This is a genomic window from Methylophaga sp. OBS3, from assembly GCF_026319325.1.
Lineage (GTDB): Bacteria > Pseudomonadota > Gammaproteobacteria > Nitrosococcales > Methylophagaceae > Methylophaga.
On sequence record NZ_JAPDMU010000001.1, the window covers coordinates 75,619 to 100,419 of the forward strand.

The 24,801-nt window shown below is 45.0% G+C and carries 23 protein-coding genes and 1 tRNA gene; 22 read left to right on the forward strand and 2 right to left on the reverse strand.

The features are described 5' to 3' along the window. Window positions 1-51: 51 nt before the first annotated feature. The 5 genes from folP to OMP94_RS00415 all read left to right on the forward strand — a co-directional run bounded on the left by folP (window position 52) and on the right by OMP94_RS00415 (window position 3,480). Window positions 52-840: a dihydropteroate synthase gene (folP, locus tag OMP94_RS00395; protein WP_266276410.1), complete on the forward strand. Its 789-nt coding sequence runs from the start codon at window positions 52-54 to the stop codon at window positions 838-840. Further along, window positions 833-2,185 carry a phosphoglucosamine mutase gene (gene glmM / locus OMP94_RS00400; protein WP_266274789.1) on the forward strand — a complete coding sequence of 451 codons (1,353 nt, stop codon included), beginning with the start codon at window positions 833-835 and terminating at the stop codon, window positions 2,183-2,185. The genes folP and glmM overlap by 8 nt, the downstream gene beginning before the upstream one ends. 79 nt (window positions 2,186-2,264) lie before the next feature. Next, the gene (gene tpiA / locus OMP94_RS00405; RefSeq protein WP_266276411.1) at window positions 2,265-3,044 is read left to right on the forward strand and encodes a triose-phosphate isomerase; all 780 of its coding nucleotides are present in this window, start codon (window positions 2,265-2,267) and stop codon (window positions 3,042-3,044) included. An 8-nt stretch (window positions 3,045-3,052) separates the two neighbouring features. After that, entirely contained in the window at window positions 3,053-3,382 is a 330-nt protein-coding gene (gene secG, locus OMP94_RS00410; RefSeq protein WP_266274790.1) for a preprotein translocase subunit SecG, read from the forward strand. A gap of 13 nt (window positions 3,383-3,395) precedes the next feature. Beyond that, window positions 3,396-3,480, forward strand: a tRNA-Leu gene (locus OMP94_RS00415). Window positions 3,481-3,519: 39 nt separating this feature from the next. On the opposite strand, the gene rarD is transcribed toward OMP94_RS00415, so the two are convergent. Continuing rightward, window positions 3,520-4,398, reverse strand: a complete 879-nt coding sequence (gene rarD, locus OMP94_RS00420) for an EamA family transporter RarD (protein WP_266274791.1) — start codon at window positions 4,396-4,398, stop codon at window positions 3,520-3,522. Window positions 4,399-4,513: 115 nt separating this feature from the next. On the opposite strand from rarD, the gene OMP94_RS00425 reads away from it, so the two are divergent. The 17 genes from OMP94_RS00425 (at window position 4,514) to fusA (ending at window position 23,518) form a co-directional block, all read left to right on the forward strand. Beyond that, on the forward strand, window positions 4,514-6,469 hold the full coding sequence (locus tag OMP94_RS00425; protein WP_266274792.1) for a putative bifunctional diguanylate cyclase/phosphodiesterase: 1,956 nt from the start codon (window positions 4,514-4,516) through the stop codon (window positions 6,467-6,469). 168 nt (window positions 6,470-6,637) lie between these two features. Further along, the gene (locus OMP94_RS00430) at window positions 6,638-6,994 is read left to right on the forward strand and encodes an NADH-quinone oxidoreductase subunit A (RefSeq protein WP_266274793.1); all 357 of its coding nucleotides are present in this window, start codon (window positions 6,638-6,640) and stop codon (window positions 6,992-6,994) included. Next, window positions 6,985-7,473 (forward strand): NuoB/complex I 20 kDa subunit family protein, encoded by a 489-nt coding sequence (locus OMP94_RS00435; protein WP_266276413.1) that lies wholly within the window; start codon window positions 6,985-6,987, stop codon window positions 7,471-7,473. Before OMP94_RS00430 ends, OMP94_RS00435 begins: the two co-directional genes overlap by 10 nt. Before the next feature lie 2 nt (window positions 7,474-7,475). After that, window positions 7,476-8,135 (forward strand): NADH-quinone oxidoreductase subunit C, encoded by a 660-nt coding sequence (locus OMP94_RS00440; protein ID WP_266274794.1) that lies wholly within the window; start codon window positions 7,476-7,478, stop codon window positions 8,133-8,135. Continuing rightward, on the forward strand, window positions 8,135-9,388 hold the full coding sequence (locus tag OMP94_RS00445) for an NADH-quinone oxidoreductase subunit D (protein ID WP_266274795.1): 1,254 nt from the start codon (window positions 8,135-8,137) through the stop codon (window positions 9,386-9,388). The genes OMP94_RS00440 and OMP94_RS00445 overlap by 1 nt, the downstream gene beginning before the upstream one ends. Continuing rightward, on the forward strand, window positions 9,385-9,894 hold the full coding sequence (nuoE, locus tag OMP94_RS00450; protein WP_416240437.1) for an NADH-quinone oxidoreductase subunit NuoE: 510 nt from the start codon (window positions 9,385-9,387) through the stop codon (window positions 9,892-9,894). The genes OMP94_RS00445 and nuoE overlap by 4 nt, the downstream gene beginning before the upstream one ends. Further along, window positions 9,894-11,204, forward strand: a complete 1,311-nt coding sequence (gene nuoF, locus OMP94_RS00455) for an NADH-quinone oxidoreductase subunit NuoF (protein WP_266274796.1) — start codon at window positions 9,894-9,896, stop codon at window positions 11,202-11,204. The genes nuoE and nuoF overlap by 1 nt, the downstream gene beginning before the upstream one ends. Further along, window positions 11,197-13,554, forward strand: coding sequence for an NADH-quinone oxidoreductase subunit NuoG (nuoG, locus tag OMP94_RS00460; protein ID WP_266274797.1), 2,358 nt, complete (start codon window positions 11,197-11,199; stop codon window positions 13,552-13,554). Before nuoF ends, nuoG begins: the two co-directional genes overlap by 8 nt. After that, a complete protein-coding gene (gene nuoH, locus OMP94_RS00465; protein ID WP_266274798.1) occupies window positions 13,547-14,599 on the forward strand; it encodes an NADH-quinone oxidoreductase subunit NuoH in 1,053 nt (350 codons plus the stop codon). The genes nuoG and nuoH overlap by 8 nt, the downstream gene beginning before the upstream one ends. Next, the gene (gene nuoI, locus OMP94_RS00470; RefSeq protein ID WP_266274799.1) at window positions 14,596-15,087 is read left to right on the forward strand and encodes an NADH-quinone oxidoreductase subunit NuoI; all 492 of its coding nucleotides are present in this window, start codon (window positions 14,596-14,598) and stop codon (window positions 15,085-15,087) included. The genes nuoH and nuoI overlap by 4 nt, the downstream gene beginning before the upstream one ends. Window positions 15,088-15,096: 9 nt before the next feature. Continuing rightward, complete coding sequence (locus OMP94_RS00475; RefSeq protein ID WP_266274800.1) at window positions 15,097-15,705, forward strand: NADH-quinone oxidoreductase subunit J; 609 nt, start codon at window positions 15,097-15,099, stop codon at window positions 15,703-15,705. Beyond that, window positions 15,702-16,007 carry an NADH-quinone oxidoreductase subunit NuoK gene (gene nuoK / locus OMP94_RS00480; protein ID WP_266274801.1) on the forward strand — a complete coding sequence of 102 codons (306 nt, stop codon included), beginning with the start codon at window positions 15,702-15,704 and terminating at the stop codon, window positions 16,005-16,007. Before OMP94_RS00475 ends, nuoK begins: the two co-directional genes overlap by 4 nt. 3 nt (window positions 16,008-16,010) lie before the next feature. Continuing rightward, a complete protein-coding gene (nuoL, locus tag OMP94_RS00485; protein ID WP_266274802.1) occupies window positions 16,011-17,948 on the forward strand; it encodes an NADH-quinone oxidoreductase subunit L in 1,938 nt (645 codons plus the stop codon). A gap of 11 nt (window positions 17,949-17,959) precedes the next feature. After that, the gene (locus OMP94_RS00490) at window positions 17,960-19,480 is read left to right on the forward strand and encodes an NADH-quinone oxidoreductase subunit M (RefSeq protein WP_266274803.1); all 1,521 of its coding nucleotides are present in this window, start codon (window positions 17,960-17,962) and stop codon (window positions 19,478-19,480) included. 9 nt (window positions 19,481-19,489) lie between these two features. Further along, complete coding sequence (nuoN, locus tag OMP94_RS00495) at window positions 19,490-20,923, forward strand: NADH-quinone oxidoreductase subunit NuoN (RefSeq protein ID WP_266276420.1); 1,434 nt, start codon at window positions 19,490-19,492, stop codon at window positions 20,921-20,923. Between the two features lie 5 nt (window positions 20,924-20,928). Further along, window positions 20,929-21,237 carry a DUF2818 family protein gene (locus tag OMP94_RS00500; protein WP_266274805.1) on the forward strand — a complete coding sequence of 103 codons (309 nt, stop codon included), beginning with the start codon at window positions 20,929-20,931 and terminating at the stop codon, window positions 21,235-21,237. 187 nt (window positions 21,238-21,424) lie between these two features. Continuing rightward, the gene (fusA, locus tag OMP94_RS00505; RefSeq protein WP_266274807.1) at window positions 21,425-23,518 is read left to right on the forward strand and encodes an elongation factor G; all 2,094 of its coding nucleotides are present in this window, start codon (window positions 21,425-21,427) and stop codon (window positions 23,516-23,518) included. Between the two features lie 77 nt (window positions 23,519-23,595). Here the strand turns inward: fusA and chrA are convergent, their stop codons facing one another. Continuing rightward, window positions 23,596-24,792 (reverse strand): chromate efflux transporter, encoded by a 1,197-nt coding sequence (gene chrA / locus OMP94_RS00510; RefSeq protein ID WP_266274809.1) that lies wholly within the window; start codon window positions 24,790-24,792, stop codon window positions 23,596-23,598. Between the last annotated feature and the right edge of the window lie 9 nt (window positions 24,793-24,801).

The following is a 24,801-nucleotide window of genomic DNA, read 5'->3' on the forward strand; positions in this document are numbered from 1 at the left end:
ACCATTTTGAACTGTGCGGGCAAGTCTCTGGACTTGTCCGCGCCCCGCGTGATGGGAATTGTGAATGTCACGCCTGATTCTTTTTCAGATGGTGGAAAGTTTTACGGTGCTGATAAAGCGTTAGCCCAAGCTCGTAAACTTGTTGAAGAGGGCGCCGCAATCATTGATATTGGTGGTGAGTCTACCCGTCCTGGAAGTACGCCCGTTGATGCTGAAGAAGAAATTCGTCGTGTCGTTCCGGCAATCGAAGCCATCAGCAGCGAACTCAATGTTCCTATTTCAATCGATACCTTAAAAGCGGATGTCATGCGTGCTGCAGTGAAAGCTGGCGCTGGTCTTATCAATGATGTCAATGCGCTACGCGGTGAAGGTGCATTAACAGCTGCGGCTGAGTTAAACGTGCCTGTTTGTTTAATGCATATGCAAGGTACGCCGCAAACCATGCAGCAAGAGCCGCATTATGATGATGTGGTAAGCGAAGTTAGAGATTTTCTCAATGAACGAATCATTGCTTGTGAGCAAGCGGGTATTGAACGTTCGCAAATCATTCTTGATCCGGGCTTTGGCTTCGGTAAAAAAGCACGACATAATTTGCGTTTGATGAAACATCTTTCAACATTTGTTGAAATGGGATTACCTCTATTAGTTGGTGTTTCGCGCAAATCTATTATTGGTGCGATGTTAAATGTGTCCGTGGATGAACGCTTAGCAGGAAGTCTGGCATTGGCTTCAGTGTCAGTTTGGCAGGGTGCGAAGATCATTCGTAGCCATGATGTAAAAGAGACGGTACAGGCCATTACCCTGTGTCAGCATGTACAGCAGGTTGAAGATTTTGACTGATAAAACAAGACGCTACTTTGGTACTGACGGTATTCGCGGCAGAGTTGGTGAAGGCGTTATTACGCCTGACTTTGTTGTTAAGCTCGGCTGGGCGGTAGGCCGCGTACTGGCCAAAGAGCGCCATAGCAAAGTACTCATTGGTAAAGACACGCGTATTTCTGGGTACATGTTTGAATCTGCACTGCAAGCCGGTTTATCTGCCGCTGGCGTCGATATTTACCTGTTGGGACCGATGCCAACACCTGCAGTTGCTTACTTGACTCGTACCTTCCATGCGCAAGCCGGTATTGTCATTAGTGCTTCACACAACGCGTATCATGACAACGGCATTAAGTTTTTCTCAGCACAAGGTTCAAAACTGCCAGACAGTATTGAGCTTGAAATTGAAGAGATGCTTGATAAACCATTAACGACGGTTGAATCAGCGATGTTAGGTAAAGCCTTCCGGGTGTCTGATGCCGCTGGTCGTTATATCGAATTTTGTAAAAGCACCATTTCAGATGGTGTCGATTTAGCCAATCTTAAGATTGTTGTGGATTGTGCTAATGGTGCCACTTATCACATCGCCCCTAATGTGTTTCGTGAGTTAGGCGCCGAAGTCATTACTATGGGCACCGAGCCAGATGGCTTAAATATCAACAAAAACTGTGGCTCTACCGAACCTCGTTTATTACAAGCCAGCGTATTAGAAAATCAGGCTGACTTAGGTATCGCTTTAGATGGTGACGGTGATCGTTTGATCATGGTCGATCACAAAGGTGAGTTGGTTGATGGTGATGATCTATTGTTTATTATCGCCAGAGGTCGCCAACGTACCGGTAATGCGGCACAAGATGTTGTTGGTACGCAGATGTCTAACTTAGGTCTTGAACACGCATTAGAAAAACATAACATCACATTACACCGTGCCAATGTTGGTGACCGTTATGTGATGGAAAAACTCAAACAAGTCGATGGTCTTATAGGTGGTGAAGCATCTGGCCACATTATTTGCCTAGATAAAACCACTACGGGTGACGGTATCGTCTCGGCATTACAAGTGTTGGCAGAAGTACAACAAAGTGGCAGTAGTTTGCATGACCTACGTTCAGCGGTAGTGAAGTACCCGCAACGTTTAATTAATGTGCGACTGAGCCGAATGATTAATATGGCTGAGCATCCGCAGATTGCTGAAGCGGTATTAGATGTTGAAAATATCCTGGGAGAAAATGGTCGCGTTTTATTGCGTGCTTCAGGTACAGAACCGGTCATTCGCGTCATGGTTGAAGGTCGTGATGCGACCCAAACTAGCCAATTAGCAAAACAACTAGCTGACGTTATCGAAGACGTTATCAATAACAAATAATATATTTATTGAAGTGGTCATTGCGTAGCGCTGTCTCAGTCGGTACGCTTTATGATTAATTTTTTGAGAGTCGATGCCTGTGCGAAAACCGCTAATTGCTGGTAACTGGAAGATGAACGGCAATAGCGCCAGCAATAAGCAGTTGCTCGAAGCTATTTTGGCGGAGCGTGACAGCTTCGCTGGTGTTGATGTTGCGTTATTCCCCCCAGCCTTGTATTTACAGCAAGTCCAGACTGCCTTGCAGAACTCAGGCCTATCTTGGGGTACACAAAATCTCTCCCAGTTTGAATCTGGTGCCTACACCGGTGAAATCTCAGCGGCGATGCTGCAAGATTTTGGTAGTCGTTATGTCTTGATTGGTCACTCCGAAAGACGTTGTTTGTACGCTGAACTCAATTTAGATCAGGTATTTTTAGATCACATCATCGCTGAAAAGTATGAGATGGCAATGAAGTTTGGTATTACGCCCATCGTCTGTATTGGTGAAAGTCCAGAAGAACATGCTTTGGGGCAAACCGAAGAAATGGTGCTTCGATTACTAGATATTATTATTGCGCATCAAGGTGTTGAGAGTTTGTCGAAAGCCGTATTGGCTTATGAGCCAGTTTGGGCTATCGGCACAGGTAAGACAGCTAGCCCAGAGTGGGCACAGGATGTACATTCACTGATGCGTCAACGTGTTGCAAAACATAGTCCGAAAATCGCTGAAAATGTACAAATACTTTACGGCGGAAGCGTAAAAGGTAATAATGCTGGCCCATTATTTGCCAAGCCCGATGTCGATGGTGGACTAATCGGCGGCAGTTCGCGTGATGCGGCAGATTTCGTTAAAATATGCCAAGCCGCAATTCAAATTTAGGAATGTAAATGGACGCTATAGTGTTAGTGATTCACATCGTTGTATCACTGTTTCTTATTGGTTTAGTTCTGATTCAGCATGGTAAAGGTGCTGATGCCGGTGCTGCTTTTGCAGGCGGTGGCGGTGGCGCATCTGGCAGCTTATTTGGTAGCCAAGGTTCTGCCTCATTTTTAAGCCGCAGCAGTGCAATTTTGGCGACAATCTTCTTCGTAACCAGTCTTACCTTAGCGTACCTTGCTGGTAATGTTGACCGTAGTGGTACTGTGACAAACTCTGTTGTTACTGAAGAGCCAACAAATACTCAAGAAACCCCTGCAGATCTGCCAGAGATCCCGTAAAATACCTGCGCTTGCCGTTGTGGTGAAATTGGTAGACACGCTATCTTGAGGGGGTAGTGCCTTAGGGTGTGCCGGTTCGAGTCCGGCCAACGGCACCAAATTTGAAAACCCGTGAAACAATTGTTTTACGGGTTTTTTTATGTCTGGCGTTTCTGTTGGCGTTGTTGCCACATGCCCGCAACGAACAAAATCATGCCTATCCAAATTAAAACAAACGTCACAATACGTTCATGAGGGTAGGCCTCGTGCAGTACAAACACACCAATCAAAAATTGCAGTGTGGGATTGAGGTACATAAAAAAGCCGACTACTGATAAATCAGCACGTTTGGCTGCCATCGCAAATAATACTAATGGCAAAGCCGTAACAAGTCCCGCGCCGATGAGCATGATTGTTGTAAAAGTTGTTGTGCCAAAGGCGAGATGGTTTGGCGTAAACCACGCTTGCCAAGCTAACCATAACAGTGTGATTGGCAGTAACCACAAACACTCAGCAGTCAGGCCGTTTAAGCCATCGACCGGATGCATTTTGCGAATCAATCCATACAAGGCAAATGCAATCGACAAGGACAAACCTACCCAAGGTAATGCACCAAGACTGATTAACTCCCAAATAATCGCAATGGTGGCAAAGATGGCCGCTGCGGTTTGTAGTGGGTGTAATTCTTCTTTAAGAAATAACCTTGCTAGTAACAAGCTCATGACTGGCGTAATGAAATAGCCAAGGCTCGCTTCAAGTACCCGCTGTTCTGATACTGCCCAGATATAAATTAACCAGTTCACCGCAATGAGAATTGACGATAAGGCCAGCCAACGCATTTGTTCAATATTGATGATAAGCCGACTCAAACTTCGCCAACGGCCAATAATGAGGCCAATGGAAAAGGTTGCCAGTAATGACCAAAGAATCCGGTGAGCCAATACTTCAGTAGGGCTGACGTGATTCAGATAATGGAAAAATAACGGAAAGCCGCCCCATATTGCGTAAGCTGCGATCGCTAATAAAAGTCCTTGCATGGGCGTCTCATTAAGTGACTAGGTGAGAAAGTTTATAGGATTTCAGGCGACAGTAAAGAATCTGATTTGTTATAGTCGGCGCTTTGTAAGCTTGGCAGGAAGGAACACGCCATTCATGGGTAGATTAGTTGACGATTTGGTCACGTGGTTTAAAAGCTATCGTAAGAATGGTCACTTCGCGCCACTTAAAATTGCATTGGCCTATGCCGTATTTTCGGGCTTATGGATCATCTTCTCTGACAGAGTGATTGAATTTTTAGCCGATGACATAAATGTCTTGTCACAGCTTCAAACATTCAAAGGTTTGTTTTTTGTCACACTAACGTCATTGATGATTTGGTTTTTGGTTCATCGATCGTTTCGTGCCAAAAATCGTTTAGTAACAGCCTTAAGCCAAAGTCAGCAGCGTCAGCAAATTCTCCTCAACACCATTCCATACGGTATTCAAGAATCAGACTTGGATGGCAAGATCACCTATAGCAATAAAGCCCATCACGATATTTTGGCTGCTGATGCGGGGACATTATTAGACAAATATATCTGGGACTTTAATAGTGAAGCACATGGTAAACATCAGCATAAGCAACGTTATGCTGAAAAAGTCGAAAAACAAATAACGCCAGAGCCATACATCACCACCCATACAGCGATGGACGGGCAGCAAAAAGTGTTGGAAATTGTCTGGGATTATTTGCGTGACGCCGATGATAAATTGAAAGGCATCATTTCTGTGGTTTCTGATATCACGCTTCGCAAACGGCAAGAAGAACGCATCTTACAATTAGCGCATTACGATAACTTAACAAAATTACCGAACCGATTTTTGTCACTGGACAGATTAAATCAGGTGCTGGTGCAAGCTAAGCAGCATGAAACTATTGCGGCAGTCGTGTTTATCGATTTAGATAACTTCAAGAAGATCAATGACACCTTGGGTCATGAAGCCGGCGATAATATATTAGTCCAAGCGGCAAACCGACTAAGAATTCAACAACGCAAAGGGGATACGGTTGGTCGCTTAGGTGGTGATGAATTTATCGCTATCTTGTCAGAAGTCCCTAGTCAAAATGCACTTTTGACCGTCACCGAAAACCTTCTTGAGCAGTTTAGGCGACCATTTATCGTTGCTGGTAGAGAATTAATGTTAACAGCCAGTATTGGTTTGGCACTTTATCCGCAAGATGGTAGTGATGCCTCAACATTACTTCGTCATGCCGACTCTGCTATGTTTGATGCAAAAGAACGGGGGCGAAATAACTTTTCGTTCTTCACGCCAGAAATGAATTTGGCCGCAGCCCGGCGGCTCAGTATTGAGCAACAAATGCATGGGGCATTAGAGCGGGATGAGTTTTACTTAAACTACCAGCCTTTGCATCGACTCGGAGACAACAAGTTAATTGGTGTAGAGGCATTATTGCGTTGGCATAATCCTATATTAGGGCAAGTAGCACCGGATGAGTTTATTCCCATCGCCGAACAAACGGGTCATATCATCAAGATTGGTGAATATGTGTTAAAAACGGCGATGAAAGCGGTAAGCCAATGGCAACAACTTATTCCGAAAATGCATGTAGCGATTAACTTATCGCCGGCGCAGTTGAGAGATGATTATCTAATTGATTTCATTCGAGACTGTTTGAACCGTCATCCACTTCATACAGGAACGCTTCAGCTGGAGATTACCGAGGGTGTGTTGCTCAGTGGCTTTGCCAATACAGATAGTATTTTGCAAACCCTAACGGAAATGCATATTCAATTGGCGATGGATGATTTTGGTACCGGTTATTCTTCACTGATGTATTTACGCCATTACCCATTTGATATTTTGAAAATCGATCGTAGCTTTATTGCCGATATCATTGATGATGTGGGTGACCGAGAGTTGGTGAACGCCATGATCGCTATGGCGCATGGTTTGGGCTTACGGGTTGTTGCTGAAGGTGTGGAAAATGATGAGCAACGGTCTATGTTGAAAAATCTGGGTTGTGACTATGGTCAAGGTTACTTCTTTAGTAAACCCGTTGCTGTAACCGAAATGGCTGAAAAAGTGAGGTTGCAGGCTAACTCATAACATGACTTTCTAATTGCCAAATAAAGGTAAATTACGACTTCTCATCATCGGTTTTAGTGTGTAGTATCAAAGAAAAACTGGCTCGGATATAAAAGAAGCCAGATACGTTGTCCGGATATTCTTGTTAGTACCAGACATTACCCTTTTAGAGAGAGCGGGAAGCGCAAAATGCTGGAGAGTTATCTCCCCATTCTGTTGTTTATTATTCTGGGCGTCGCATTTGGCGTCGTACCCCTATTGGCGGGATTTGTCCTTGCTCCCAGAAGACCTGATGCAGAGAAAACCTCTGCTTATGAATGTGGTTTCCCTCCCTTTGAAGACACCCATAGCAAATTCGACGTTCGCTATTATCTCGTTGCCATCTTATTCATCATTTTCGATTTAGAAATTGCCTTTTTATTCCCCTGGGCAATAGTGCTGGATGATGTCGGCGTATTTGGTTTACTGGCCATGTTCCTATTTTTAGGCATTTTGGTGGTTGGCTTTATTTACGAATGGAAGAAGGGCGCACTGGAATGGGAGTAGAGGGTATTCTCAAAGACGGTGTGGTCACCACCAGCGCCGACAAACTTATCAACTGGGCAAGAACCGGCTCTTTGTGGCCGATGACCTTTGGCTTGGCCTGTTGTGCTGTAGAAATGATGCACGCGGGCGCGTCTAGATACGATCTTGATCGTTTTGGTGTGGTTTTTCGTCCAAGTCCCCGACAATCTGACGTGATGATCGTTGCCGGTACTTTGGTAAATAAAATGGCACCTGCATTACGTAAGGTTTATGACCAGATGTCTGAACCTCGCTGGGTTATCTCTATGGGATCTTGTGCCAATGGTGGTGGTTACTACCACTACTCATACTCAGTCGTTCGGGGGTGTGATCGTATCGTACCCGTTGATATCTATGTACCGGGTTGTCCACCTACTGCTGAAGCCTTGTTATACGGCATTATTCAGCTACAAAAGAAAATTCAACGTACTAACACCATTGCTCGGCGCGAAGAAGGTTAAAGATGTCAGAAGCGCTCAAACCCAATCTGCAACAGCATTTTAAAGAAGCGCTTATTGATTGTGAGTTTTTGCGTGGCGAGGTCACTATGACCATCGACACCGATCATCTGATCAATGTAATGACAGCCCTACGTGATGAGTTTGGCTTTAGTCAGCTAATTGATTTGTGTGCAGTTGATTACTCTGCCTATGGCGACAGTGGCTGGGAAACCAAAGCGGCAACTGAGCAAGGTTTTAGTCGTGCCAGAGATGTACAAGCCCACACTGAAACAGAAGTCGATGGTTATCGCTTTGCGGTGGTCTATCATTTGTTATCAATTAAACATAATCAGCGGCTTCGGGTGAAAGTGCCTTTATCTGCTGAAGATGCCTTGATCGATTCTGTAACGGGTATTTGGGCCAGCGCCGACTGGTATGAACGAGAAGCCTTCGATTTATTTGGCATATTATTCCGTGGGCATAATGATCTGCGCCGAATTTTGACCGATTATGGTTTTGTCGGTCATCCCTTCCGAAAAGACTTCCCGCTAATTGGTAACGTCGAAATGCGTTACGACGAAACCCAAAAACGCGTGATTTACGAACCGGTCAGTATTGAGCCAAGGACTTTGGTCCCTCGCGTGATTCGTGATGATAACCGCTATCACCAAGAGGAAAACTGATGGCGGAAATTAAAAATTACACACTTAATTTTGGTCCACAACATCCTGCAGCGCATGGTGTACTGCGTCTTATTCTCGAATTAGATGGTGAGGTGATTGAGCGTGCCGATCCACATATTGGTCTATTACATCGTGGTACGGAAAAGTTAGCCGAGTCTAAGCCTTACAATCAAAGCATTGGTTACATGGATCGTCTCGATTACGTGTCGATGATGTGTAACGAACATGCCTATGTTATGGCTATCGAGAAACTACTTGGGATAACGCCGCCGGTTAGAGCCCAATACATCCGTGTTTTGTATGACGAAATGACCAGGATCCTTAATCACCTGATGTGGTTAGGCGCACATGGTCTTGATATCGGTGCGATGACGGTCTTCTTATATTGCTTCCGTGAGCGTGAAGACTTGATGGACTGCTATGAAGCGGTGTCAGGTGCAAGATTACATGCAACCTATTACAGACCCGGTGGGGTTTATCGAGATTTACCAGACCGAATGCCACTGTACGAAGCATCAAAATGGCATAGCCAAAAAGAAGTCGATGCTAAAAATGCCAACCGCCAAGGTAGTCTGCTCGACTTTATTGAAGACTTTGTACAGCGCTTCCCGAAATGTGTTGATGAGTATGAAACCTTGTTGACCGATAACCGGATCTGGAAGCAGCGAACAGTAGGTATTGGCGTTGTCTCACCTGAGCGTGCCTTACAACTTGGCTTTACCGGGCCGATGTTGCGTGGCTCAGGCATTGAGTGGGATTTACGCAAAAAACAACCCTATGCTGTGTATGACCAATTAGATTTTGCGATTCCCGTCGGCAAAGAAGGGGATTGTTACGATCGCTATTTGGTTAGGGTCGAAGAAATGCGTCAATCAGCCCGAATCATGCAGCAATGTATTGATTGGTTACGTCAAAATCCCGGACCGGTGATTGTTGATAACGCCAAAGTTGTGCCGCCACATCGTGTTGATATGAAAGACGATATGGAAGCGCTGATCCATCACTTTAAATTGTTCACTGAAGGTTATTGTGTACCTGAGGGCGAGGCCTACGCTGCAGTTGAACACCCCAAAGGCGAGTTTGGTATCTACATGGTTTCAGATGGTGCCAATAAACCTTATCGCGTCAAAATTCGTGCACCGGGTTTTCCGCATTTAGCGGCTATGGATGAAATGGCGAAAGGGCATATGTTGGCGGACGTTGTAGCGATTATTGGCACTATGGATATTGTGTTTGGCGAGATAGACCGATGACGGAGATGCAATTAACAGGTGAACGCGAACAATTATTTACTGCTGATTTACGTCTGCAGTTAGATAATTTGATCGCGAAATATCCACCGGGACAGGCCCAATCAGCGGTGATTCCCGGACTGCATTTGTTACAAGATCACCATGATGGCTGGTTAAGCAAACCATTGATGCAGGCATTGGCGACCTATTTAGATATGCCGGAAATTAGCGTCTATGAAGTCGCGACTTTTTACACCATGTTTGATTTACAGCCGAGCGGACAACACAAAATTAATTTGTGCACCAATATCTCTTGTCAGCTGTGTGGTTCGGAACAGATTGCTGAGCACTTAAAGCAAAAGTTAGGTGTTGGTTTTGGTGAAACAACAGCTGATGGTAAATTCACACTTCGTGAAGTTGAGTGTCTTGGAGCCTGTGTTGGTGCGCCTATGTTGTTGCTTGATAAACAGTATTACGAGCACTTAACCCCAGACAAAGTCGATACTATTTTGGCGGGGGTGAAATAATGCAGCCGCTGAACCAAGTTTGTTTTCGCACCATGCATTTTGATGAGCCATGGACGCTTGAAAACTATCGCAAAGTCGGTGGTTATAGTGTGCTTGAAAAAATGCTGGCTGAGAAAACGCCGCAAGAGCAGATTATTGAGCAAGTAAAAAACTCGGCGCTTAGAGGTCGAGGGGGCGCCGGTTTCCCGACGGGCTTGAAGTGGAGTTTTATGCCACGAAAAATGCCTGGCGCGAAATACATCGTCTGTAACTCTGATGAGGGCGAGCCGGGTACCTGTAAAGATCGCGATATTCTTCGTTATAACCCACATCAACTTATCGAAGGCATGATCATTGCCGGTTATACGATCGGCGCGGCTTCGGGGTACAACTATATTCGTGGCGAGTTTTATGAGCCAATTGCTCGATTTGAACAGGCTTTAAAAGAGGCATACGACGCTGGGTATTTGGGTAAAAACATTCTCGGTAGTAATTTTAAGTTTGATTTGTATACGCAACCTGGTGCTGGTGCTTATATCTGTGGTGAAGAAACGGCATTACTCGAGTCTCTCGAAGGCAAAAAAGGCCAGCCGAGATATAAGCCACCATTTCCTGCAGGTTATGGTCTATATGGCAGACCAACCACCATAAACAATACCGAAACATTGGCTTCAGTACCGGTGATTTTGCAACATGGTGCTGATTGGTTTCATGAGCTGGGCACACCGAATAATGGCGGCCAAAAAATCTTTTGCATGACTGGTCATGTCAATAAGCCGGGCAATTATGAAGTGCCTTTGGGTATGCCTTTTTCAGAGTTATTAGAACTTGCTGGTGGCGTTAGAAAAGGGCATAAATTGAAAGCTGTCATCCCCGGCGGTTCATCAACACCAGTAGTGCCAGCTGATGTCATGATGCAAACAGCAATGAGTTATGACGGCATTGGTAAGGCTGGCTCAATGCTGGGGGCAGGTTCAGTTATCGTTATGGATGACTCGACCTGCATGGTGAAAGCATTAGAGCGCATTGCGTATTTCTATTACGAAGAATCATGTGGCCAATGTACGCCATGTCGTGAGGGCACGGGCTGGTTATATCGTGTTGTTAAACGTATCGAAAATGGTGAGGGTCGCCAAGAAGATTTAGATCGTCTGGTTGATGTTGCTGAAAACATAAACGGCAATACCATTTGTGCCTTAGGTGATGCGGCGGCGGCACCGGTAATCAGCTTTATCAAACATTTCAGAGAGGAATTTCAATATCACATCGACCATGGTTGTTGCATGGTTGGTCATAACGACTCAACACATGGAGAGCGTCAATATGGTTAATATTGAAATTGACGGTATTCCACTCAAAGTCGATTCCAGCAAAATGATTATTCAGGCTGCTGATGAAGCCGGTATTGATATCCCACGTTTTTGTTATCACAAAAAACTTTCTATCGCGGCCAACTGCCGTATGTGTCTGGTAGAAGTCGATAGAGCGCGAAAAGCCCTGCCAGCCTGCGCAACACCTGTTACAGAAGGCATGAAGGTCTTCACTCACTCGAAAATCGCCGTTGAAGCCCAGCGTGGCGTGATGGAATTTTTACTGATTAATCACCCGCTAGATTGTCCAATCTGTGATCAGGGCGGGGAATGTGAGTTACAAGATTTATCTCTCGGTTATGGTAAAGGCATCAGCCGCTTCACTGAGAAAAAGCGTGTTGTTAAAGATAAAAACATCGGGCCATTAATCCAAACCGAGATGACGCGCTGTATCCACTGTACCCGTTGTGTGCGTTTTGGTACGGAAATAGCCGGTATCAAAGAGCTTGGTGCTACTGGTCGTGGTGAGCATATGGAAATCGGCACCTATGTTGAACATAGCCTCGCATCGGAATTGTCGGGCAATATCATTGATTTATGTCCCGTTGGTGCGTTGACCTCCAAACCATTTCGTTACAAAGCGCGTGCTTGGGAAATGACGTCCTATCCATCAGTGGCTTGTCACGATGCGGTGGGTTCTGCACTTGAACTACATGTACGTGGAAATGAGGTTATGCGGGTTGTTCCGCGTGATAATGAAAGCATTAATGAAACGTGGATTTCAGATCGAGATCGTTTCAGTTATTTGGGATTAAAACATCCAGATAGACCCGAAACGCCAATGATTAAGCAGAATGGCGTATGGCAAGAGACTGACTGGCAAACAGCATTAATCTTTGCTATCGAGGGTATCAAATCTGTTCAGCAGAAAAATGGTCAGGACCAATTATTAGGACTGATGTCACCAACGGCTACACTGGAAGAAGGCTACTTATTTCAGAAGTGGTTAAGAGGTCTGGGAACGGAAAATATCGATCACCGTTTACGGATGCAATCAGTCGAAGATGCGGGCGAGTCCTACTGGCGATCAAGTATTTGTCTGGCAGAAATCGAAGATAGTGATTCGGTGTTATTGCTTGGCAGTAATATTCGAAGTGAAGCCCCGATTGTGGCACATCGAATTCGTCAGGCTGCTTTAAATGGCGCTTTAGTAAACGAGCTGAATTTTATTAAGCGTGACTTATTAATGCCGGTGCAAAGACAATGGCTGGTTGATGGCAAACAACTGCTGCAAATGTTGAAGGGCATTGCAGTCGCTTTGCTGGAATTAGCGTCAACGCCAAATAAAGATTGGCAGCGATATTTGCTTGATGTTCGCCCCAATAGCAGCGAGCAAAATATTGCTATGCAATTGGCTAATGCGACGGCGCCACTATTAGTTGTCGGTGCTATAGCAAATCATCACCCTGATGCGTCAACAATCAGAGCACTGGCAAACCTCATCAGCACATTATGTCAGGGCAAACTGTTGGTGTTGCCTGAGGCTAATAGCCGGGCATTACATTTGGCAAATGTATTACCTAAGAATAATTCGACAGCCACTGAATATTTGTCACAGCGCTTGCGGGCAATGGTGTTGTTTGATGTGGAACCTGAGTTTGATATCGCCGCTCCAGACGTCGCCCAAACGGCCATTCAACAATCGAGCTTTACCGTTGCGATTAACCGTTATTGGTCGGACAGCATTCGTGAACATGCCGATGTTATGTTGCCTCTTGCCTCTTTTGCTGAAACCTCAGGGACATTTGTCGGACTTGATGGCCAGTGGCAGTCATTTAGTGGTGCGATAGCGCCAAGAGGTGATGCTCGTCCTGGCTGGAAAATCTTACGCGTCTTGGCAAACTTAAGTGCGTTAACGGGGTTTGATTATGTTGCTTCATCCGACATTCGAGATGAAGTTGCAGATTTAGTTGCCAAGTTGCCAGAGGACAAAAGAGCGGGGTTCATCCCTGCAGAGCCTGAGATGAGCGAACAGACGAAGACCAAAACATTAATGCTCATTTCTGATGTTGCGATGTACCGTGGTGACAGCATTGTTAGACGCAGCGACGCATTGCAGCAGACACCAGAAAATCATCAATCTTTAATGGCTCGTATCCACCCTGAGACAGCAATTGCACATGATTTGGTGGATGGTGAAATTATCCAAGTGAGCCAAGGTGAACGATCAATTGAGCTACCGGTACAGTTTGATAGCAATATTGTGCCGGGCGGCGTTTATTTGCCTGTTGCCACGGAGTTAAGTGCAAAGCTTGGCTATGCATTTGGTGAAGTCGCCGTTGAAATGGTGGAGGCTCTCGCTGATGCTTGACTGGTTTCTCAATGACATTGTGCTGACCATTGGCAAAATTTTGCTGATTGTTTTGCCATTGATGGGGGCTGTTGCCTACCTGACATTGGCTGAGCGTAAAGTCATTGGTTACATCCAGATGCGAATTGGCCCAAATCGAGTGGGGCCTCGTGGCTTATTCCAGCCGATTGCCGATGGCCTCAAGTTATTGATGAAAGAGGTTATTCTGCCGGCCAAATCCAACCTTTATTTGTTTGTGGTAGCGCCAGTGTTGGCGATTGGTCCCGCTTTAGCGGCGTGGGCGGTGATGCCATTTAGTCCGGAGTTAATTCTGGCTGATATTAATGCAGGGTTACTTTATATTCTGGCGATTACCTCAATGTCAGTCTATGGCGTGGTTATCGCTGGTTGGGCATCAAACTCACGTTATGCTTTTTTGGGGGCAATGCGCAGCGCGGCACAAGTGGTGTCGTATGAGATCGCGATGGGTTTCGCCTTGGTAGGGGTATTAGTTGCTGCTGGCAGCTTAAACCTGGGTGAAATTGTCATGGCGCAGTCTGGCGGTATTTTGTACTGGTACTGGTTGCCATTATTACCGTTGTTTGTTGTTTATTTTGTTTCTGGGGTTGCTGAGACAAACCGGGCACCTTTTGACATCGCTGAGGGCGAGTCAGAAATTGTTGCCGGTTTCCATGTGGAATATTCGGGGATGGCCTTTGCCGTATTCTTCCTTGCCGAATATGCCGACATGATTTTGATCTCTATGCTGGCGGCTACTTTGTTCATGGGTGGCTGGTTATCACCATTCCAAGGTATTCCCTACCTAGAGCCGATGTTTGCATGGGTGCCAGGGCTTATTTGGTTATTGCTTAAAACCAGTTTCTTTTTGTTTATCTACTTGTGGATTCGGGCGACTTTTCCTCGATACCGATACGATCAAATCATGCGTTTAGGCTGGAAAATCTTTATTCCAGTGACCTTAGTTTGGATTGTGATCATCGCCACCATGCAGGTGTTTGATATTGGTCCATGGTTTAGCAAAATCACAGCAGGGGGCGGTGTATGAAACAGGCCGTTATCCATTTTTTTAAAAGCTTTTTCCTTTGGGAGTTAATTCAAGGGATGCGGCTGACTGGACGTCATTTTTTCTCACGTAAAATTACCGTGCAGTATCCAGAAGAAAAAACACCGCAATCACCACGTTTTCGAGGGTTGCATGCACTTCGTCGTTATCCAAATGGGGAAGAGCGCTGTATCGGCTGCAAATTGTGTGAGGCAGTTTGTCCTGCACTGGCAATCACAATTGATACTGAGCCACGTGATGATGGCACTCGCCGAACCACACGCTACGATATCGATTTATTTAAATGTATTTACTGTGGCTTTTGTGAAGAGTCTTGCCCCGTGGATTCGATCGTGGAAACGCGACACTTTGAGTATCACTTTGAGAATCGTGGTGAAAACATCATGAGCAAACAACAATTACTGGCGATTGGCGATAAATTCGAAACGCAAATTGCAGCCGACAGGGAGGCTGATGCGCCTTATCGTTAGGCCGTAGTTATGGAAAAAGTACTGTTTTATATCTTCGCTGCCATCTTGTTATTTGCTGCCACTATGGTCATTACGGTACGTAACCCAGTACGCGCAGCTTTGTTTTTGGTGTTGGCATTTTTTACCAGTGCCGCGATTTGGTTGATGCTCGAAGCCGAATTTTTGGCGATAAGCCTAGTATTAGTTTATGTGGGCGCAGTATTAGTCTTGTTTTTGTTTGTGGTGATGATGCTGGATATTGATCTCAAACCACTTAAAGCTGGGTTTGCCCGTTATTTACCGCTCGGTATTTTGGTAGCTGCGTTAATTGTGATTGAGATGATTGCAGTGCTTGGCGTTCATAATTTTGGACTGGAACAAGTGCCGGCACCGACTGCGGATGTGAATGCTGATGGCAATACGCGTCGTTTGGGATTACTGCTGTATACCGTCTATGTGTATCCGTTTGAAATTGCTGCTGTCATTTTAACGGTTGCGATTGTGGCAGCTATTACCCTGACACTTCGTCCACAAAATCGTAAGTTACAAGATCCCGGTCAACAAGTACGCGTTCGTCGAGAAGACAGGGTTCGTCTAGTTGATATGCCTAGCGAAACTAAGCAGGGGGACAAGTCATGATTGCCTTGTCTGATTACCTCATTTTGGCGGCATTACTGTTTAGCTTATCAGTTGCCGGTATTTTTCTTAACCGTAAAAACATCATTATTTTATTGATGTGTATTGAGTTAATGCTGTTGGCGGTAAACCTTAATTTTATTGCGTTTTCGCAATTTAGTGGTGATGCGTCTGGACAAATATTCGTCTTCTTTATTTTGACGGTTGCGGCTGCAGAAGCGGCAATTGGCTTGGCGATATTGGTGGTCTTGTTCAGAAATCTGAGTACGATCAATGTTGATGATATTGATAAGCTCAGAGGTTAAGTCATGACGCAGAGCTTATTACTTTCTATCGTTTTAGCACCCCTAATCGGCAGCGTATTAGCTGGCTTTTTCGGTAAACAAATCGGTCGTAATAATAGTCATCGCGTTACGATTTTAGGTGTGGCAATTGCTTTTGCTTTATCTGCTTATGTGTTGAAGTTAGTGCTGGTCGATGGTGAAAGTTACAACGCTACTGTCTACCAATGGCTACAGGTCGGTAGCCTCAATATTGAAGTCGGCTTTATGGTCGATGCACTGACAGCCATCATGATGGTCGTCGTTACCTTCGTATCACTGATGGTGCATGTCTACACCATTGGTTATATGCATGATGATGATGGCTATTGTCGTTTCTTTAGTTATATCTCACTGTTCACTTTTGCCATGTTGATGTTGGTGATGGCCAACAACTTTATGCAGTTGTTTTTTGGTTGGGAAGCGGTCGGCCTAGTGTCGTATTTATTAATTGGTTTTTGGTACAAGAAGCCGACAGCTATCTACGCTAACTTAAAAGCCTTCTTGGTTAATCGGGTGGGGGATTTTGGTTTTTTATTAGGCATTGCTGCAGTGTTGATGTATGCCGGTAGTCTCAATTACACCGAGGTTTTCCAACAAGCGCCAGTCATGGCTGAACAACAAATCAGCCTTTGGGGTGACAGTAGTTGGTCTTTAATGACGGTCATCGGCATTTTGTTATTTATCGGCGCGATGGGTAAATCAGCACAAGTGCCTTTACATGTTTGGTTGCCTGACTCCATGGAAGGTCCTACACCAATATCCGCATTAATTCATGCGGCAACTATGGTCACCGCTGGTATTTTCATGGTGGCAAGAATGTCGCCGTTGTATGAATACTCAGAAACGGCATTGGCATTTATTCTGGTGATTGGTGCTGTTACGGCGTTGTTTATGGGCTTTTTAGGACTGATCCAAAACGACATCAAACGTGTGATCGCTTATTCAACCTTATCTCAATTGGGATATATGACGGTCGCGTTGGGCGCTTCAGCATACTCAGCGGCTATTTTTCATTTGTTTACCCACGCCTTTTTCAAAGCACTGCTGTTCTTGGCCGCAGGTTCGGTGATTATGGCGATGCATCATCAGCAAGATATTCGACATATGGGCGGGCTAAAAAAATATCTGCCTATTACTTACTGGACCAGCTTAATCGGTACGTTGGCACTGATTGGCGCGCCAGGCTTGGCAGGCTACTTTTCCAAAGATGCCATCATTGAAGCTGTTCACGCCTCAACGACGCCAGGTGCTGGCTTTGCTTACATTGCCGTTTTGCTCGGCGTATTTATCACCGCTTTATACAGTTTCCGATTATTGTTTTTGGTCTTTCATGGGCAAGAGCGCTTTGATTCACATGGGCATCCACCACATGAGTCACCTAAAGTTGTGACTGTGCCGCTAATGTTGCTGGCGATTCCTTCGGTATTCGCGGGTTACCTTATCGGTGACATGGTGTTTGGTGACTGGTTGGCTGAAGCAATTTTTGTCATGCCTAAACATGATGTATTGGCTCATTTGGAATATCACGGCGTTTGGGGTTTTTTAGTTCATGGCCTCATGATGCCGCCAGTTTGGCTGACCTTAGCTGGTATCGTGACAGCGTGGTTTTTGTACATTAAGCATCCAGGTTTACCAGCAACAATTCAGCAAAAATTTATGTGGCTGTGGCGTTTTATGGATAACAAATACGGCTTTGATAGCTTTAATGAAACCGTGTTTGCTGGCGGTGCCCGTGGCCTTGGTCGTTTCCTCTGGAAACTTGGCGACACCAAATTAATTGATGGTTTGGTTGTGAATGGCAGTGCTCGCTTAGTTGGCGTATTCGCTCGGGTTGGGCGGCATATTCAGTCGGGTTATCTCTATCATTATGCGTTTGCCATGATGATAGGTGTGTGGGTGTTACTCACATGGTTTGTTGTATAAGGATGACGTAAGTGCTGAACTTTCCGATATTAAGTTTACTGATTTGGCTGCCTATATTAGGTGGTGTAGCAGTATTACTTTGTCGTGAAAATCGCTATGCAGCCAAGTGGCTCGGATTGTTAACCAGTCTAGTGACGATGTTGATGTCTTTTGGTCTTTACTTGGGCTTTGATGTCACTACAGCAGAAATGCAGTTTGTTGAGCAACTGCCCTGGGTTGAAACTTTCAATATTGAGTATTTTCTGGGTGTTGATGGCTTTTCAATGCCGTTGATGATTTTGACGACGATCTCAACGGTGTTGGTGGTTATCGCCGGGTGGGAGGTGATTAAAGATCGTATTAACCAATACTTAGCCGCTTTCTTGATTATGGAAGGCCTAATGTTGGGCGTTTTTGCTGCACTTGATGCGATTTTGTTTTACCTGTTTTTTGAGGCCATGCTGATTCCATTGTTTTTGGTAATTGGGATCTGGGGTGGGCCAAACCGGGTTTATGCCACCTTAAAGTTCTTTTTATATACCTTCTTTGGTTCGGTTTTTCTGTTGCTGGCTCTGTTATATCTGCAATTTCAAGCTGGCAGTTTTTCGATTTTGGATTATCACGACGTTGGTTTAAGCCTGAATCAACAAATCTGGTTATTTTTGGCATTTCTAATCGCTTTTGCTGTGAAGATCCCAATGTGGCCAGTGCATACATGGTTACCTGATGCACACGTTGAGGCGCCGACGGGGGGCTCGGTGATTCTGGCTGCAATTACTTTAAAAATTGGTGGTTATGGCTTGTTGCGGTTTGCGTTGCCAATAACGCCAGATGCCAGCATGACACTAGATTGGTTGGTGATTAGCTTATCGTTGATAGCCATTGTTTATATTGGGTTTGTGGCGCTGGTGCAGTCAGATCTGAAAAAACTGATTGCTTATTCCAGTATCGCCCATATGGGGTTTGTCACTTTAGGCTTGTTCATTATTTTCCGTATTTTTGCCAATGCTTCGTTACTACCTGGGGCGGGTAATGGCGAGATACTCGCCATCGAAGGTGCGATGGTACAAATGATTTCACATGGTTTCATTGCAGCGGCGATGTTCCTTAGTGTCGGCGTCTTGTATGACCGAATGCATACCCGTGAGATCAGTGCTTATGGTGGCGTAGTCAATAGCATGCCGAAATTTGCCGCCTTTGCTGTTTTCTTTGCGATGGCTAATGCAGGCTTACCCGGTACGTCAGGTTTTGTCGGCGAATTTATGGTAATTCTGGCAGCACTCCAGGCTAACTTCTGGTTTGCTTTCTTAGCAGCAACCACGCTTATCGTTGGCGCTGCTTATACCTTGTGGATGGTGAAACGCGTGTTCTTTGGTGAGATTGCCAATGAGCATGTTGCTCAGCTTCAAGATATTAATGGCCGGGAGTATTTCTTGTTGGCAAGTTTAGCGATGATTGTGTTGCTTATCGGTGTTTGGCCAGATCCATTACTGAGTGTGATGCATGCTTCAGTTGAGCAATTATTAACCCAAGTATCACAGAGCAAGTTGTAAGGAGCGATGATGCCATTTCAGGTTGCCAATATGTCATTTGCTTTGCCCGAGATGTGGTTGCTGTTGATGTCTTGTGTGGTGTTGCTGGTGGTGGCCTATACCGGTGGTAAACGGATTGAGTGGGTAGCCGGATTGTCTCAATTTAGTTTGTTGATGACAGCGGTTTTGGTTTACCTAAATTTAGAACACTCCGGTGTCGCTTTTTCAGGAAACTATGTCAAAGATCCTTTAAGTGATGTATTGAAACTGGCCATTTCGCTTATCAATATGCTGGTCATTTTGTATTGCGGACGATACCTGCAAGAACGAAATCTGCGTAGTGGCGAGTTTTATGTCTTGGCGTTGTTTTCGACATTAGGCATGTTGGTAATGGTGTCAGGTCATACGATGTTGACGCTATACCTTGGTTTAGAACTGATGTCTTTGTGTTTGTATGCCATGGTGGCGATGCATAGAGATTCAGTGATTGCGACTGAGGCGGCGATGAAATATTTCATTCTCGGCGCCTTAGCTTCGGGCATGTTGTTATATGGCATGTCGATGATTTATGGCGTAACCGGATCGTTGGATATCGCTGAGATAGCCAATGCAGTAAGTCAGCCGGATGCCAATCTCACTGTGCTAAGTTTTGCATTAGTCTTTATCGTCATTGGTATCGGTTTTAAGTTTGGCGCTGTGCCATTTCATATGTGGTTACCCGATGTTTACCATGGTGCGCCAACGGCAATGACATTGTTCTTAGCCGCAGCGCCTAAAATTGCGGCGTTTGCTTTATTGATTCGTATTTTGGTTGATGGTTTTGGTAGTTTGCATGGCCAGTGGCAAGACATGGTTATTTTGCTGGGGGTGTTGTCGATGATTGTTGGCAACGTATTGGCGATTGCTCAGACCAATCTAAAGCGTATGTTGGCGTATTCGACAATTTCGCATGTTGGCTTTTTGCTGATGGGGATTTTGTCTGGTACTGAAGCGGGCTTTGCTGCGGCGATGTTTTACATCCTAATCTATGCTTTGATGACCGTCGGTGCATTTGGCATGATTTTATTAATTAGCCGGCAAGGCTTTGAAGCCGACAATATCAGTGATTACAAAGGGCTAGCTAAGCAACATCCGTGGTATGCATTGATGATGTTAATCCTGATGTTTTCAATGGCAGGCATTCCGCCGCTCGCTGGTTTTTATGCAAAACTTACCGTGATTAAATCGGTCATTGATGTTAATTTGCTGGCCGTTGCTTTGGTGGCTGTCATCATGTCGGTTATCGGGGCGTTTTATTATTTGCGGATGATTAAAGTGATGTACTTTGATGATCCTGAAAGTGAATTTATTGTGGTTCCGTCAGCCCCGGTTCGTGTTTTATTTAGTGCTAATTGCCTGATGGTATTGGCACTTGGCTTATTTCCTGGGGCATTAATTAGTATCTGTGCCACCGTTTTTGTGTGAGTGATATGACAATCTGGTTTTTGGTTTTAACGTATTTAGTTTTGGCAAACTTGCCTTGGTTTAACGAGCGTTTATTTTTGGTCATTCCATTGGCTGATGGTAAAAAAGGACCATGGTGGCGGGTTTTGGAAGTAACGGTTTATTACTTTATTGCACTCATTGCCGGAGTGGGCTTTGAAACGCAATTTTCTGGTGATGTGTATGCGCAAGACTGGGAATTTTTTGTCACCACACTAAGCTTATTCCTAACATTTGCAGCACCTGGCGTCATTTATCGTCATCAATGGTTGCCAATGCAGAGAAAAGTCCGCTAAACCCTATTTATACTAGGTGAATTCCATCCGCTAAATTTCGCTGCACAACACGCTATCACTGACATTACGTTTGCTCACCGAAAACAAGGGATGCAACCGTAGTCATAGTAGTTTAAAATTTGCGGGTTTAACTTCCTATTGATGCGGAGCGCATCAATTATTTTTATACCAAAGAGACGACAGGATTATGGCTTCCGATTTATCCAAGTACAGAAACATCGGTATTTTCGCGCACGTTGATGCCGGTAAGACCACCACCACAGAACGTATCCTCAAATTAACCGGTAAAATCCATAAAACCGGTGAGGTACATGAAGGTGAATCAACCATGGACTTCATGGAACAGGAAGCTGAGCGGGGTATTACTATCCAGTCAGCTGCAACGACCTGTGCTTGGAAAGGTCACCGTCTGAACGTTATCGATACACCAGGACACGTTGACTTCACAATCGAAGTTTACCGTTCACTGAAAGTACTTGACGGTGGTATTGGTGTTTTCTGTGGTAGCGGTGGTGTTGAGCCGCAATCAGAAACAAACTGGCGTTACGCTAACGAATCTGAAGTTTCTCGTCTGATCTACGTTAACAAACTGGATCGTATGGGTGCTGACTTCTACCGTGTTGTTGATCAAGTCGAAAACGTTTTGGCTGCAACACCACTGGTTATGGTTCTGCCTATCGGTATCGAAGATCAATTCAAAGGTGTTGTTGACCTTTTGACTCAAAAAGCTTGGTACTGGCCGGATGAAAAAGATCCTGAAAACTACAGCATCGAAGAGCCACCAGCAGAAATGGCTGACCAAATCGCTGAATGGCGTGAAAAACTGATCGAAACTGCTGTAGAGCAAGATGATGATCTAATGGAAAAATACCTAGAGGGTGAAGAACCTTCTATCGATGAGCTGAAAACTTGTATTCGTAAAGGTACATTGAAGTTAGACTTCTTCCCTACATACTGCGGCAGCTCGTTCAAAAACAAAGGTCTGCAATTAGTGTTAGACGCTGTTGTTGATTACCTGCCTGATCCAACACAAGTTGACCCACAACCAGAAGTTGATCTGGAAGGTAATGAAACAGGTAAAGTTGCGACTGTTGATATCAACGGTCCATTGCGCGCACTGGCATTCAAAATCATGGATGACCGTTTTGGCGCACTGACCTTCGTTCGTATCTATTCAGGCGAGTTGAAAAAAGGTGACACCATCCTGAATACCTTCACAGGTAAAACAGAACGTGTTGGCCGTATGGTGGAAATGCACGCTGATGACCGTAACGAACTAGATTACGCTCATGCTGGTGACATTATCGCTATCGTTGGTATGAAAGATGTTCAAACAGGTCACACACTGTGTGATCCTAAAAACCCAGCGACACTGGAACCAATGGTCTTCCCAGATCCAGTTATCTCAATCGCTATCGCTCCTAAAGACAAAGGCTCAGCTGAAAAACTGGGTATCGCTTTAGGTAAGATGATTAAAGAAGATCCATCTTTCCGCGTTGAAACTGACGAAGATAGTGGCGAAACCATCATGAAAGGTATGGGTGAGCTGCATTTGGATATCAAAGTAGACATCCTTAAGCGTACACACGGTATTGACGTTATCGTTGGTGAGCCACAAGTTGCTTACCGTGAAACGATCACACAACGTGTTGAAGACAGCTACACGCATAAGAAACAATCAGGTGGTTCTGGTCAGTTCGGTCGTATCGACTACATCATCGAACCAGGTGAGCCAGGTAGTGGTTTTGCATTTGAATCTACCGTTACTGGTGGTACCGTTCCTCGTGAATTCTGGCCAGCTGTTGAAGGCGGCTTCAAGAAGATGATGAGCCGCGGTGTATTAGCTGGCTTCCCACTGTTAGACGTTAAAATCAACTTGTTCGATGGTTCATTCCACGCAGTTGACTCGTCTGCAATTGCTTTCGAATTGGCAGCAATGGGCGGTTTCCGTCAGTCAATTCCAAAAGCAGGTCCACAATTGTTGGAACCAATCATGAAAGTTGACGTGTTCTCACCAGACGATAATGTCGGTGACGTTATCGGTGACTTGAACCGTCGTCGCGGCATGATCAAGTCGCAAGATGCGGGTGCGACTGGCGTACGTATCAAAGCTGAAGTACCACTGAGTGAGATGTTTGGTTACATCGGTACCTTGCGTACGATGACTTCTGGTCGTGGTCAGTTCTCAATGGAGTTCTTACACTACATGCCATGCCCACGTAACGTCGCTGATCAAGTCATTCAAGAAATCAAAGAACGTGAAGCTGCTGCTAAGAAGTAATTAGCGAAGTTTCTGTTCAAATGAAAAGGGGGCGTTTATCGCCCCCTTTTTTATGTCTAATTTTTATAACAAAAAAATTAAGCGATAAAGTTAAACAAGACGGATGCTAAAACACAAAAGAATACCGTCCATAATGCTGAACGTTTCAACACGCTGACAATCAAAAAACCACCTAAGGCAATGACCACATCACTAACATTGTGAACCGTTTGGGTAATAATAGGCTGGTAAAGTGCAGCAGCCAATAAACCAACTACAGCGGCATTGACGCCGGCAATCGCAGCACCAGCTTTAGGGATTTCAGCCAATTTTGCCCAAAAGGGTAATACAGCGAGTAACAACAAAAAGCCGGGCAAAAAAATTGCCACTGTCGCGATAAGTGCCGTCCAGCCAGCGGCCATCCCAGTATCGATATTGGCACCTAAGTAGGTAGATAAAGTAAACAATGGGCCAGGAACAGCTTGAGCGGCCCCATAGCCTGATAAAAAGGTGTCAGTGGTTACCCAACCATTAGCAACTGTTGTTTGTTCAAGCAGTGGTAATACAACATGACCACCACCAAACACCAACGCACCTGATTGATAAAACGCAGCAAAAACATTATCTGATGTTGGTGAGCTACCCATCATGGTGATGCTAAAAATTAAACCTATGAGAAATAGCGCCAGAAATAGCCAACCAAGTTTGGTCTGATAGGGAAGGTCAAAACTGACAATAGCGTGTTGCTGTTGATTTTTACAAAGCCATAAACCAAGAACCGCACCCAAAAGAATGACGGCAAGTTGTAGCCAGGCCATTGCTAAACTTATCAATAAGATAAAACTTAATACGGCGATAATGCGTCTTGGCCAGTCTGGAGTAAGTTTTTGTGCCATACCCCATACAGCATGTGCGACGACGGCAACAGCCACTAGTTTTAAACCATGGATAATAGCCTGGCCGGCACTACCGTCTAATAAATAGGCAAAGCTGGCAAATGCAAACAAAGCCAGTGCTGAAGGTAAAGTAAAAGCGATAAAAGCCGCGATAGCACCAAGCCAACCGCCTTTCACGAGACCAATAGAAAAGCCCATTTGACTACTCGCGGGGCCGGGTAAAAATTGGCAGGCAGCTAGCAGTTGGGCAAAGGTTTTTTCATCAAGCCATTGCCGTTGTTTGACAAACGCTTCGCGATAAAAACCGATATGGGCAATAGGACCGCCAAAAGCGGTAAAACCGAGTTTGAGAAAAGCCAAAAAGATCGTGAGTGGAGATTGTTTCTGGTTTTCTGACACGGTTATTCC